The sequence below is a fragment of the Idiomarina aquatica genome, assembly GCF_004362895.1.
Classification (GTDB): Bacteria; Pseudomonadota; Gammaproteobacteria; order Enterobacterales; family Alteromonadaceae; genus Idiomarina.
In genome coordinates, this window is the sequence record NZ_SNXI01000024.1 from 1 (window position 1) to 13,535 (window position 13,535).

The 13,535-nt window shown below is 48.3% G+C and carries 10 protein-coding genes and 1 pseudogene; 10 read left to right on the forward strand and 1 reads right to left on the reverse strand.

Going from position 1 to position 13,535, the window contains the following annotated elements; translation table 11 throughout:
- Window positions 1–203: 203 nt before the first annotated feature.
- The 10 genes and pseudogenes from DEU29_RS12465 to envZ all read left to right on the forward strand — a co-directional run bounded on the left by DEU29_RS12465 (window position 204) and on the right by envZ (window position 11,986).
- Window positions 204–1,385 carry a GGDEF domain-containing protein gene (locus DEU29_RS12465; protein WP_133540677.1) on the forward strand — a complete coding sequence of 394 codons (1,182 nt, stop codon included), beginning with the start codon at window positions 204–206 and terminating at the stop codon, window positions 1,383–1,385.
- A 39-nt stretch (window positions 1,386–1,424) separates the two neighbouring features.
- Window positions 1,425–1,781, forward strand: a complete 357-nt coding sequence (locus DEU29_RS12470; protein WP_133540678.1) for a hypothetical protein — start codon at window positions 1,425–1,427, stop codon at window positions 1,779–1,781.
- A 26-nt stretch (window positions 1,782–1,807) separates the two neighbouring features.
- Window positions 1,808–2,467, forward strand: a complete 660-nt coding sequence (locus tag DEU29_RS12475; protein WP_133540679.1) for a YoaK family protein — start codon at window positions 1,808–1,810, stop codon at window positions 2,465–2,467.
- 237 nt (window positions 2,468–2,704) lie between these two features.
- A pseudogene (locus DEU29_RS14300) lies at window positions 2,705–2,914 on the forward strand (transporter substrate-binding domain-containing protein); the annotation flags it as partial.
- A 291-nt stretch (window positions 2,915–3,205) separates the two neighbouring features.
- Entirely contained in the window at window positions 3,206–5,149 is a 1,944-nt protein-coding gene (locus DEU29_RS14235) for a putative bifunctional diguanylate cyclase/phosphodiesterase (RefSeq protein WP_432206885.1), read from the forward strand.
- A gap of 65 nt (window positions 5,150–5,214) precedes the next feature.
- The gene (locus DEU29_RS12485) at window positions 5,215–6,231 is read left to right on the forward strand and encodes an efflux RND transporter periplasmic adaptor subunit (protein ID WP_133540681.1); all 1,017 of its coding nucleotides are present in this window, start codon (window positions 5,215–5,217) and stop codon (window positions 6,229–6,231) included.
- Window positions 6,224–9,436 (forward strand): efflux RND transporter permease subunit, encoded by a 3,213-nt coding sequence (locus DEU29_RS12490; RefSeq protein WP_133540682.1) that lies wholly within the window; start codon window positions 6,224–6,226, stop codon window positions 9,434–9,436. The genes DEU29_RS12485 and DEU29_RS12490 overlap by 8 nt, the downstream gene beginning before the upstream one ends.
- A complete protein-coding gene (locus tag DEU29_RS12495; protein ID WP_133540683.1) occupies window positions 9,433–9,858 on the forward strand; it encodes a potassium channel family protein in 426 nt (141 codons plus the stop codon). Before DEU29_RS12490 ends, DEU29_RS12495 begins: the two co-directional genes overlap by 4 nt.
- 97 nt (window positions 9,859–9,955) lie before the next feature.
- Entirely contained in the window at window positions 9,956–10,681 is a 726-nt protein-coding gene (gene ompR, locus DEU29_RS12500) for an osmolarity response regulator transcription factor OmpR (protein ID WP_133540684.1), read from the forward strand.
- The gene (envZ, locus tag DEU29_RS12505; RefSeq protein ID WP_133540685.1) at window positions 10,682–11,986 is read left to right on the forward strand and encodes a two-component system sensor histidine kinase EnvZ; all 1,305 of its coding nucleotides are present in this window, start codon (window positions 10,682–10,684) and stop codon (window positions 11,984–11,986) included.
- Here the strand turns inward: envZ and sthA are convergent.
- On the reverse strand, window positions 11,983–13,404 hold the full coding sequence (sthA, locus tag DEU29_RS12510; RefSeq protein WP_133540686.1) for a Si-specific NAD(P)(+) transhydrogenase: 1,422 nt from the start codon (window positions 13,402–13,404) through the stop codon (window positions 11,983–11,985). The two genes, envZ and sthA, sit on opposite strands and share 4 nt — an antisense overlap.
- Between the last annotated feature and the right edge of the window lie 131 nt (window positions 13,405–13,535).

Below are 13,535 nucleotides of genomic sequence, written 5' to 3' on the forward strand. Positions count from 1 at the left end.
GGTTCCTGCCAATGGAGGCTTGCGTAAATCCGGCCACGCGCCGGTTGCTGCCTGAGAATTTGGAAGCCTCGCCCGTTAGGGCGGGGAGCAGTCACGAAACTGAGTATGTACTTCGCACAAAAAAATTACTGCAAAGTGACGAAGAAAAGGTCAAAATCAGGGCGGTTGGTTAATAATCAACATAGTTTTAACAGGGAAAGCATTTGTCACAACAACAAAAACAAAACGACATACATTGGCTGACGGGTCAGTTTAGTGACCGCCAAAAGGAATTAAGTTACCGGCGCTCTATAGAGTCAAACGTTCGCTCGGATGCTCGGTTGGCGTTAATTCTGGCGTCCGTTATTTTCGCTATGTTCGGCATTACCGACTATAACCTGCTCGGACTCACTCATGAATACTATCTATTGCTGACGATGCGCATTGTGGTGGTGAGCTCGTGTTTGACGTTAGCTTTTATTATTGGCAAAACAGGGGGTTATGCTGAAAAAGCCTGGTTACACGCACTTCCGCTCTGGATTTTTGCCATCGGTATTATTCTTATTGTGCCGTTGCGCCCCGAGAGCCTTTCTACTCAGGTTACTTCTATTGCCATCGCGATAGTCGCGTTCTACTTACTGATTCCTAACTTATTGACGGTAGCGGCGCTGGCCAGTGCGTTTGTCAGTATTACCTTTTTAGCCGCAGCAATGATCTATGCCGGAGTGACTGCAGAAGGCGCTGTTCGCATTGGATTATTAATCGCGATGGCCAATATTGTCGGTTACTCGTCTCTCCGCCGCCTGGAGCGTTTGCAGCGTCAACAACATGCCTTGCTTAATGATGAACGAGACCAAAATCGTGAATTACTACAGGAAATAAAGCACCGTAAATCATTAGAGGCGCAACTACGTATGGTCGCCGAACATGATGCGCTAACGGGTGTCGACAGCCGCAGCCATTTTATGAAACGAGCTGAAGCATTGCTGCAGCGCGCTCGTCTAGATGACACGCCATTTTGTTTGTTCATGATCGATGTCGATCACTTCAAAAAAATTAACGATACCTGGGGTCATACTCAAGGTGACGTGATATTGACTAAAATAGTAGAATTTTGTCAGCACTCACTTCGGCCAACCGACATTATTGGCCGTTTTGGTGGAGAAGAGTTTGTCGTTGGCTTACCACACACTAGCCCTGATGATGCCACGGCCGTAGCCGAACGATTAAAACAAAACGTAGAAACACTCCGTTTGGGCGATGAATTTAAAGACCTGAAACTGAGCGTCACCATAGGCGTTGCGGTTGCCTCGACAGAAGATGACCTCGACACACTCATTACCCGCGCGGATAATAGATTGTATGAGGGGAAGCGTAATGGGAGAAATAAAGTGGTGGCGTGTTAGCTCACATAATGGATTTAAAACAATAAAAAGGAGCCGAATATGAACATCAATTTTAAAGCAAGCGTTGCTGCACTGGGCATACTTGCATCGTTGCCATCACTGGCTGCAGAAACGTTTCAGTTTTCTAGCTCGATTTACCGAAACGGCGAACTTGTTAAATCACCCGTGATGATCGTTGAAGCCGATAAAAAGGCGTATATGACGATAGGTGATGACTTTCGTTATGAGCTCACTGTGTCTTCAAAATCCGGAGATACGGTTAAAGTCCAAACTGCAATGAATGTTGGCAGCGCCACTATGAACCCGTCGTTAACCGTGTTTTATGACAAGGAAGCATCTGTTGAGGTTGGTGACACCAAGCTTACGGTTTTAGTTAGCAAGCATGAAAGCCCCTAAAACTCTTCGTGAGAAAATAAAAAACATTGATATCTAAGCTACCTAAATGGATTGAGTATGGTGCGTTTGTACTGGCATTTGTTGCCGGGTGCATCAACGCCATTGGTTTGCTCGGTTTTGAACATCAGGCGGTGTCTCATGTTTCAGGCACTGCAACTTTGTTTGGTACCAGCATGTTGACCAACTCATTCGGGGATATTTTGCATTTAGCGGGAGTGCTGTTCTCGTTTTTTGTTGGTGCAGGCCTTTCTGGTTTTTTGCTTCACGGCACACGATTAAAGCTGGGCCGGCATTACGATACGGCGCTGGCGATAGAGTCACTGTTAATATTAGCATCTTTTTACTTGTTGTCCGAAGGGTCTATTTATGGGCATTACACCGCGTCGTTAGCTTGTGGGATGCAGAATGCGCTGGCAACGACGTACAGTGGCGCCATTGTACGAACCACGCACCTGACCGGTATATTTACTGACTTAGGCATCATGTTTGGCGCAATAATGCGTGGTGAAGTCTTTGATAAAAGAAAAGCGATATTGTTTGGGCTTATTATTGCCGGCTTTATCAGTGGCGGAACTTCTGGCGCCTATATGTTTACTCAATTACAGTTTCAGGCCCTGCTGATTCCCGCAATTATCTGCCTGATGTTGGCTATTCTGTATCGTTTGCACTACAAAAAAACGGCTTAATCGAAACCTTAATTGCTTAAACTCAAATTAGGTCGACACTTCCCATACTGCGCCGGCACAGAAATTTAGCATTCAGCCCCTCGACCCGCTATAGTGATCTTTGCGGATATTAATTAAACAACAGGGATCACAAAAACGTGCTAAATCAACGGCTTTCGCTTATTGCCTTTGCCTTTTTTCTGTTTTGCGCGATACCGGTGGTGGCTCAGCAACAGGTGATTACGGTGGGGGTTTTACAATAACCCGCCTAAATTACTGCTCGATGATGGCGAATTAACCGGGATTCATGGCGATTTGCTGCTTGAAATTGCTCAACAGCATAACTGGCGGCTGGTGCTTAAGGCTTGCCAATGGCAGCAGTGCCTGCAATGGCTGGACGAGGGCGAGATTGATTTGTTGCCCGATGTTGCGAAAACCGATTTACGTAGCCAGCGTTTTCGGTTTCACCAGGAACCCGCATTACTTAGCTGGTCGCAAATCTACGCTGACCGCCAGCAGCAAATAGCCAGCCTATTGGACTTAAATGGTAAGCGAGTTGCCGTGTTGAGCGACTCAGTGCAACAGGATTACCTGCGCAACCTGGCGCAACGCTTTAATCTTAACGTGGATTTTTTGCCCGTAGCCAGTTTTGACGATGGTTTTGATGCACTGCAACGCAACTATGTTGACGCGGTGGCAACCAATCAGTTTTTTGGCAACCAGAAAGTCGCCGAAGCTGAGGCTGCTATCACCCCCATAATGTTTTTGCCCAATGAACTCTATTATGCTATCGGCAAGGATGCCAACCAGAGTTTGCTGACGGCTATTGACGAGTCCTTAACTGCACTAAAAGCCGATCCGGCTTCTGTTTACTATGCCATTATTGAGCGTTGGAGCGCGCAGTCTAGCGAATCGCGATTGCCGACGTGGCTATGGTGGCTGGTTATCGCGTTGTGCGCTGTCCTGATCATCAGTCTGATTTTTGTCAGGTTGTTAAAACGGGCCGTTAATCGGCGCACGCGCGAGCTTCAGGACAGCGAGAAAAAGCTGGAGACGATTCTCGGTAGTGTTGATGCCTACATTTTTATAAAAGGTATCGACTTAACCTACCAGTACGTTAATGACCGGGTCGCGGATATGTTTAAGCGGGATGCTGAGGACGTAGTAGGCGTTACAGACTATGATCTGTTTGACTTAAAAACCGCGCAACAAATCACAGACAACGACAAAGAGGTGCTGCAAACCGGTCGGCGCCTTGCTCGCCACGAACTTAACCAGATTCCCGGCGAAAATAAGACCCGCGCCTATTGGTCAGTCAAGGTCCCGTTAAAAAACAGTGACGGTAAAATTGTCGGTCTGTGCGGTATTTCAACGGATGTGTCTGAATACGAAGAACTAAAACAACAGATCGAGCAACTGGCTTTTTATGACATGTTAACAGGCTTAGCGAATCGTCGTATGTTGCTGGAAAAAGTAATGCACCACTATAAAAACTCAGAGCGTAACAGTGCGTTACTATTGATTGATGTCGATAAATTTAAAACGATTAATGACGCACTGGGCCATGAACAGGGCGATGAGTTGTTGCGTCAGATCGCCAGTCGTATCGAAGCGTTAGTTGGGTCTAGCGAGCTTGGTGGACGCCTCGCATCTGACGAATTTTATATTCTATTTGATGACTTGCCGAATGACTCCGTCAGCGCGCAGGCTTTGGTTCAGACGAGGTTGCAACAACTTCAGCAAGAGCTGTCCACTCGCTATACCCTGGCGGATAAGCAGCAACTGATAACCTTGTGTTTCGCCGTCAGCTTTTTTGACGAGGCCGAAACCGCTGAACACTTATTAAAAGCCGTTGATTTAGCCATGACTCAGGCTAAGTTGGTGGGTCCGGGGTCGGTACAGTTTTATAGCAGCCAGCTGCAACAGGACTTTAACCGTCGCCAGCAAATCGAGTCAGGGTTGAGAGCTGCTGTGGCACACGATCGTCTGACGGTGTACTTGCAGCCGCAGTTTACCCGTAACGAGCAAGATGACGCGTTAACATGCGTGGGCTTCGAGGCCTTGCTGCGTTGGTATGATCCACAGTTGGGGCCGGTATCGCCGGGCGAATTTATTCCGGTAGCAGAAACCTCAGGCTTAATGCCGCAGCTACATCAGGTGGTATTGGCGAAGGCGGTTGCTGCGATTGAACGTTTACATTCGCATCCCAATTATTCAGGTTGCTCAATAGCCATAAATATTAGTGCCAGCCAGTTTAACGACGCCGGCTTTTATCAGCAGTTTGAGCGTTTAGTGGAGCAAAATCCCGCAGCAAAATATCTCGAGCTGGAGTTAACTGAGTCGATGCTAATTAGCGACGCTGACAGGGTCGCTGCAGTAATGGACGAATTAACCCATCTGGGACTGTCCCTGTCATTGGACGATTTTGGCACGGGCTACTCCGCGCTCAGCTATTTAAAACGTTTACCGCTAAAACAGCTAAAAATCGACCAGTCTTTTGTACGTGATTTATTATCTGACCGGAACGATGAGGCCATCATCGCAACGATTGTGGCGCTGGCTAAGAGTTTGGGACTGCAGGTATTAGCAGAGGGCGTTGAAGAGCCGTCGCAATTAGAGCGCCTCAGGGAAATGGGGTGCACCCGATATCAGGGTTTTCTGCTGGGTCACCCGGAACCGCTGGAACACTGGTTAAAGCAGTGATATTATCAATTTAATTTAAAGTATAATGTTTTGCTGATGCAGAATCTAAGCAGAAGGGCTATCGGGTGAAATCTAAGACTTCGATGTTAGCGGGATTCATCGCCGCAATGATGCTAAGCGTCGTAGGCTCAAAAACGGCTTATGCGCAACAACAGATAACGGTACAAAAACAGACCATAACTGACACAGTTAGTTTGGAAGGTCGAGTCGAGGCAATTAATCAGAGTACCGTTTCGGCGCAGACTTCAGGCACCATTATCGAGTTGCCTGTTGATGTTGATGATCCTGTCGCTGCTGATCAACTGATTATCCGTCTGGATGATACCGAGCAGCGCGCTAGGCTAAATCGAGCTACGGCCAATATGGAGAGCGCGCAGTCGACTTTAGATGATGCGGAACGCCGCTACCGCCGTATTCAGGAGCTTTATCAACAAAATGTTGCCTCTGAGTCTGAGCGTGATGATGCACAGACGCAATTAGAAACAGCAAAAGCAAGGCTGGCAGAGACTAAGGCAGCGTTGGAAGAAGCCCAAAAACAACTGAGCTATACCCAGGTCCGGGCGCCGTACGCAGGTATTGTTACCGAACGCTTTGTCGAGCTCGGCGAATCGGTGCAACCGGGCCAGCCGTTGATGTCTGGTTTATCGCTTGAACATTTACGCGTAGTGACTGAATTACCACAGCAATACGCACAATACGTCAGAAACCAACGCGATGCCGAGATTGTCACCGATGACGGCCGTGAACTTAGCATTGGTTCAATGATTTTTTATCCCTATGCTGACGCCCAGTCACATACTTTCAGATTACGTCTGAATTTAACTGATCCGGAAGGCGGCTTGTTTCCCGGCACGTTAGTAAAAGTCAATGTGTCAGTGGGGGAGCGTGATGCATTGCTGGTTCCATCCGCTGCGGTGTTAGTTCGTGGCGAGCTACGGGCGGTCTATGTCGTGACAGACGGCAAACCTCAATTACGACAGGTAAAGGTTGGGCAAGCGCATGACGATCAGGTCGAAATTTTAGCCGGGCTGGTCACAGGCGAGAACATACTAGCGTCAGCGGAGGCTATGCTCGATGAGTAATGGCGTTCATAAACTCGGGCCGTCAGGTATTATCGCGGCCGTTTTCCAGCGCTCTGAACTGACCCCACTAATCTGTCTATTAGGTATTGTGCTGGGTATTGTTGCTGTTCTGGTCACGCCGAAAGAAGAGGAACCGCAAATCGACGTAACCATGGCCGACGTTCTGGTTGGTTTTCCTGGTGCTTCGGCAAAAGAAGTAGAGCAGCTTATCGCTATTCCTGGCGAACAAATTCTCAGTGAGATGTCAGAAATTGAGCATGTTTATTCGGTCTCACGTGCCGGGCAGGCCGTATTGACTGTGCAGTTCAATGTCGGCGTTCCCCGTCAGGAAGCTCTGGTTCGACTCTACAATAAAATTCAATCGAATGCGGATTGGTTTCCGCAAGGTTTAGGCGTTTCTCAGCCGCTGGTAAAACCGCGTAGCATCGATGATGTGCCGATCATGACGCTCACTCTTTATGACCGAGATAATGTTAAGAGTGCGGAGCAGTTAACGGCGTTAGCGCATCGTTTAGAAATCGCCTTAAAACAAATTCCCGGTACCCGCGATATAAAAACACACGGTGCGGCTCGTCAACACGTCAATGTCAGAATTGATAGTAGCAAGCTCAGCGGGTATGGCTTAACTGTCGTTGATATTAAGCAGGCCATCGATGCGGCAAATAATGCAGCTCCGGAAGCGCGTATAACACGTAATGGTCTGGCGGTTCCGTTTCAGGCAGGTGATTTTTTGCAGTCAGTAGAGCAAGTGGAATCGCTGGTGATAGGAACTTCTGGCGGTCGACCAATATATTTGGGCGATGTCGCATCAGCGCAAGATAGCGGTAGTGCCCCCAACCAAACGGTGCTAATGGGCGGGCTGGATAATGACAATGCTATTCACCCTGCAGTGACTATCGCTATTGCTAAAAAGCCCGGCCAAAACGCTATTGATATTACGCAAGCCGTGCGGCAACGACTTGCTGAGCTGGAAAACGAACTGTTACCAGCAGATATCGAGATATCGGTCACCCGTGATTATGGTAAGACGGCCACGGACAAGTTTGAACAACTTGTTTCGGATCTTATTTCGGCAACAATTTCGGTCATTATACTAGTGTTGTTAACCATGGGCTGGCGTCAGGCTTTGATTGTTGGTGCTGCGGTTCTGGTGACCTTGCTATTTACCCTGGTGTTCAGCTGGGCATGGGGTTTTACGCTAAACCGTGTGTCGCTGTTTGCATTAATTTTCTCCATTGGGATTTTAGTCGATGACGGTATTGTCATTACCGAAAATATACATCGACGGGTACGTAATTCGACTAAGCCCTTGTTGGAAACAATTCCCAAGGCTGTCGATGAAGTGGGGTCACCGACCATTATGGCGACTTTAACTATCATGGCGGCCTTGATCCCTATGGCATTTGTCAGTGGCTTGATGGGCCCTTATATGAGTCCCATTCCCATTAATGCGTCGGCAGGTATGGTATTTTCGCAGCTAATGGCCTTTATCGTCGCGCCATGGCTGGCGCTGCGTTTATTGAACCGTGAGCGCGGCAAAGATAGCAGCGACGATAGTGACTCTGCGGCAGGAACATCCGAAAAACTAAAAGCGGTATTCGAAAAGCTATTGCGCCCGCTACTGGGTGACAATCATCGCGGCCGCCGGGCGCTGTTTGGAGCGGGAGTGTTTGCGTTACTTATTTTGGTAATGCTATTACCCGTTTATAAAGGGGTAATCCTTAAAATGCTCCCGTTTGACAATAAGTCCGAACTGCAAATTGTGGTGGATATGCCTGATGACACGGCAATGGAAGAAACTCAGCGCCTACAAGTGGCGTTAGGTAACTATTTGACCTCTGTGGATGAGGTTGAAAACTGGCAGGCCTACGCAGGTACTGCATCGCCAATTAATTTTAATGGGCTGGTACGGCAGTACTATTTACGCAGTATGCCAAACCAAGGTGATATCCAGGTTAACCTCAAGTCAAAAGAGCAACGCGAGCGTTCCTCTCATGAAATTGCCCGCGCTATTCGCGCCGACTTAGTCGCTATTGCGGAGCCTTTTGATGCATCAATTAAGGTGGTAGAAGTGCCGCCGGGACCGCCGGTATTAGCCCCCATCGTTGCTGAAATTCATGGCGGCAACGGTCGACAGCAAATCGAATTGGCTGAAACCATTTTAGCCAAGATGGCTGAGGTTAACGGGCTGGTCGATGAGGACTCCACAATAACCGACAACGTTGGGCGGTGGTTCTTAACCGTTGACAGGCAGCGTGCAGCGCAATTGGGTATCTCGCAGTCACAGGTTACTCAGGCACTGAGTCTACTCATCAATGCGCAACCTGCCGGCTATTTGCATAAGGATACGGCTAAGTATGCGGTGCCGATATTGGTGCAATTAGATGATGGCGATAAAGCTCAGCAACAGCGTATTTTGTCGTTGCAGGTACGGGCACAAACCGGCGCCATGATCCCACTGTCGACCTTCGCCTCGATTCAAACAGATCAGTGGCCACGCAGTCGCTATCACAAAGACCTCAATCCGGTAACCTATGTTGAAGCGAACATGGCAGGCGAAACCGACTCGCCCATTTACGGCATGTTTGAGTTGGTATCTTTGATTGATGAATTGGATAACCCACCTGAGCAATTTTATATTAACCAGCCCTCGGCTAATGGCCCGGTGGCGATAAAATGGGATGGTGAATGGCAAATCACCTACGAAACCTTCCGCGATATGGGTATTGCTTACAGCGTAGGTATATTCATGATTTTCGTGCTGCTGGTAGCGCAGTTCCGGTCTTACCTGATGCCGCTGATTATCATGTCGCCAATACCACTGACGTTGGTTGGTATCTTACCCGGTCACTGGCTGATTGGTAAAGAGTTCACAGCGACTTCAATGATCGGCATGATTGCCCTGGCGGGGATCATCGTGCGCAACTCCATCTTGCTAGTGGTGTTTATTCGCCAATTGATCGACGAGGGCTATTCGTTGGAAGATGCTGTTGTGCTGGCGGGGGCGGTAAGGTTAAAACCGATAGCACTAACAGCAGTATCAGCGATGATCGGTGCTTACTTTATTCTTGCTGATCCGATCTTTAACGGGCTGGCGATTTCGCTGATCTTCGGGCTGCTTGCTTCAACGTTATTGACCGTGCTGGTTGTTCCGCTATTGTATTACGGCCTATATGACTACTTAGCAGACAGTAAACGTACGTGATTACCTCGTTTTTAGCCAACACCCTGGTGGTGCTGATTGTCGTGGCGTTTCATTATGAAGCGCTGCGACAAATTGGTATATTTTTTCAAAAGTTTAAAGTGCTGGCGCAGTTCCGGATTGGTCTGGCTGTGCTGTTAAGTCTGGTTGCTCATAGTATCGAGGTGGCGATCTTCGCACTTGCTTATTATTGGATGCATCATTCCCCATATTTTGGCTCCCTTCATGGTGCGTTCGACGGAAGCTATCTGGATAGTTTGTATTTTTCTTATACGGTCTATACTACGGTTGGCTTCGGTGACATTTTCCCGCACGGAGAACTGCGTTTTCTGACCGGTATTGAGAGCCTGACCGGACTCGTGCTAATTACCTGGACAGCCTCCTTTCTGTACGTAAAAATGACACGCTACTGGACTGATTTATAAGCCTTAACAAGAAACATTTGTTAACACTCAAGGGCTTCTTAATTGCACACCAGCGGTGTATGTTATTAATTAAAAATACCACGACCGAGATAACACCATGACACAAGAAACCCTAAAGGTTTTGGTAGTAGACGATGACGCCCGCCTGCGTAGCCTGCTTGAACGCTACCTGCAGGAACAAAGTTTTCAGGTACGCGTAGCCCAGGATGCTGAACAAATGGATCGCCTGCTGACGCGAGAGAACTTTCACTTGATGGTACTGGATTTGATGTTGCCGGGTGAAGACGGCCTGTCTATTTGTAAGCGATTGCGTCAAAACAACAATAATATCCCGGTGATTATGCTGACCGCTAAAGGCGACGAAGTTGACCGCATTATTGGCCTGGAGCTGGGCGCTGATGACTATTTGGCAAAACCCTTTAATCCGCGTGAATTACTGGCGCGCATCCGGGCTGTATTACGGCGTCGCGGCACGGAGGCGCCGGGTGCGCCGAGTCACGAGGATGAAGAGGTGACCTTTGGCACTTATCGTCTTAACCTTGGCACACGCGAGATGTTTGATGGTGATGAGCCGATGCCGCTGACCAGTGGTGAATTTGCCGTGCTTAAAGCGTTGGTAACACATGCCCGCGAACCGTTGTCGCGCGATAAACTCATGAACCTGGCGCGAGGGCGCGACTACAGTGCACTAGAGCGTTCAATTGACGTGCAGGTATCACGCTTACGTCGTATGTTAGAGGTTGATCCGGCTAAGCCGCGCTACATTCAGACGGTATGGGGATTAGGTTATGTATTTGTACCTGATGGTAAATTAAAAAATTAGATGACCCTATTTCCTAAATCTGCATTTGCCCGCACCGTGGGATTATTAGCACTGGTGCTGTTACTTAATCAGGTCGTTTCGTACCTGATGGTAAGTAACTATGTGGTTAAACCGTCAGTTGAACAAATTACACAACTGGTGGCAAAGCAGATAAAAACCATGTTTATCCGTGAAAGCAGTTTGGCTGAACGTCAAAACGATCAATCGCTGGCCATTGCCTTTTATGACGCGACCGGAATTCGTGTTTTTGACAATGAAAAAGCGTTGGAAGAAGGCCTTCAGCTTACCACCTACTACGGTTACTTATCTGAAATCATGTCGCAAGAACTGGATGGTGAGGCGCAGGTTCGGATTGCTCAGGGCGAACAATTTTTTGTCTGGGTTAAACCGCCACAGGCGCCGGACTATTGGATTCGAGTGCCGTTAAATAGTCTTAGCTCCGGGCAGTTCTCACCATTGGTGGTTTATTTATTGGTCATTGGTTTGTTGAGTGTATTCGGCGGTATCCTATTTGCCAATTGGCTTAACCGGCCGCTTAAAGCGCTTGAAGAGTCGGCTCGTCTGGTTGGTCGCGGAGAATTTCCGCCCCAACTACCCGAAAAAGGCGCCAGTGAAATTGTCGCGGTAACGCGGGCTTTTAACCAGATGTCGCGTGGTATTCACGAGCTCGAAAACGATCGTAACTTATTAATGGCCGGCGTTTCTCATGATTTAAGAACGCCGTTGACGCGTATTCGGCTTGCTGCCGAAATGATGCCTGAGTCCGAAGATTATTTGGCACAGGGCATTGCCGAAGATATTGATGATATGAACGATATCATCGACCAGTTTATTGATTACGTACGTCTGGATCAGCAGGAAAACGCCAGCAAGGAATCGTTGAACGAGTTACTGGAGCAAACGGTAGCCAATGTACCGGACTCCTGGCAGAAAAAGTTTCATTTAGCTCTGGGTGACTGCCCACGGTTAAGTTTACGACCTCTGTCGATTAAACGAGTGCTTATCAACTTACTTGAAAACGCCGAGCGCTATGGCAAGCAAAATGTCTGGCTTGCCTCGGGCTACAATAAAAAGCAGCGCCGGGTTTGGTTTTCGGTTACTGATGATGGGCCGGGTATTCCTGAAGAGCAGCAACAACAGCTGTTTCAGCCTTTTACCCAAGGCGATAAAGCGCGTGGCGGCGTTGGTTCAGGTCTTGGCCTGGCCATCATTAAACGTATCGTTGATCGTCATGATGGCCGTATTAATATGCAAAACATGGCTAACGCTGGTTTGCGCGTTACCGTCGAACTACCGCTTCGTTAAAGCCGGTTTATGCCGTTCAGCGCTGCCACACGGTAGGCTTCGGCCATGGTCGGATAATTAAAGGTTGTATTGACGAAGTAATCAATCGTATTGCCTTCGCCTTTTTGTTCCATGATCGCCTGACCAATGTGGACAATCTCTGAAGCCCGCTCACCAAAGCAATGAAGTCCCAGTAATTCGCGCGTTTCGCGGTGGAATAGTAGTTTTAGGCAACCCACGTTATTGCCGGAAATCTGCGCACGAGCCAGGTGTTTAAATTGAGCCCGGCCAACTTCATAAGGTACTTTAGCGGCCGTTAACTCTTCTTCGGTTTTACCTACTGAGCTGATTTCCGGGATGGTATAAATACCCGTTGGGATATCGCTAATAAGCGATTCATCGGCACTACCGTTGAGCATGGCGGTGGCACAAATCCGGCCTTGATCGTAGGCCGCACTGGCTAAACTGGGATAGCCAATAATGTCGCCAACGGCATAGATATTGTCGACTTGTGTTTGGTAATTTTCGTCAACTTCCAGTTGCCCACGGTAATTTGGCTTAAGACCTACCGCGTCCACGTTTAAGGCTTCAATATTACCCGAGCGTCCGTTAGCAAATAGCAGGCAGTCGGCCTTCATGACTTTGCCTGACTTAGTTTTTAAGGTAACACCGTCATCGTGACCGGTAATACTCTCGTATTCCTCGTTATGACGAATAACCACGCCGTTGTTCCGCAAGTGATAACTGAGTGCGTCCGAAATTTCTGCGTCGAGAAAAGACAGTAAGCGGTCGCGTTGGTTAATTAAGTCGACTTTAACGCCCATGCCACGGAAAATGCTGGCATATTCACTGCCGATAACACCGGCACCATAAATTAGAATATTGCGCGGGTCTTTGTCTAACGACAACACGGTGTCTGAATCGTAGATACGTGCATGTCCAAAGTCGATGTCTTTGGGGCGGTAGGGACGTGATCCAGTGGCGATAACAACCTGTTTAACATTGAGATAGTCAAACGAACCATCGTTTTTAGTTACCTTGATGCGGTTGGCATCAACAAACGAGGCTGCGCCATGGATAACGGTGACATTATTACGCTGGTAGAAAGAACTGCGCAATTTCACCTGTTTACGTATGACGCCCGAGGCATAATGCAGGATCTGCGAAAAAGTCATGCCACTTTGCCAGCCAGTGCCGGTAAACAGCGGGTTATTGTTGTACTCAATTAAGCGGCTAACCGCATGACGTAATGCTTTGGAGGGAATCGTACCCCAGTGTGTGCAACCACCGCCGATGGACTGATGGCGCTCTACCACCGCAACTTTTTTGCCACTTTTTGCCAGCTGCATCGCGGCGCCCTCGCCACCGGGCCCGGTGCCAATAACCACGGCGTCAAAATTGGTTTCAGTCGATGGTTTTTTACCCGCGTTTTTAACCACTACGATTCTCCAGACTCTGTAAAAACTAGTTGCCTATAGATTAGCATTGCTGGCTGGCAACGTCATTCATGGCTCGACTTTTGTCTAACCCTCCTCCAATTGGTGCTGGTTTCTGAGCGCTGACGCGTTAT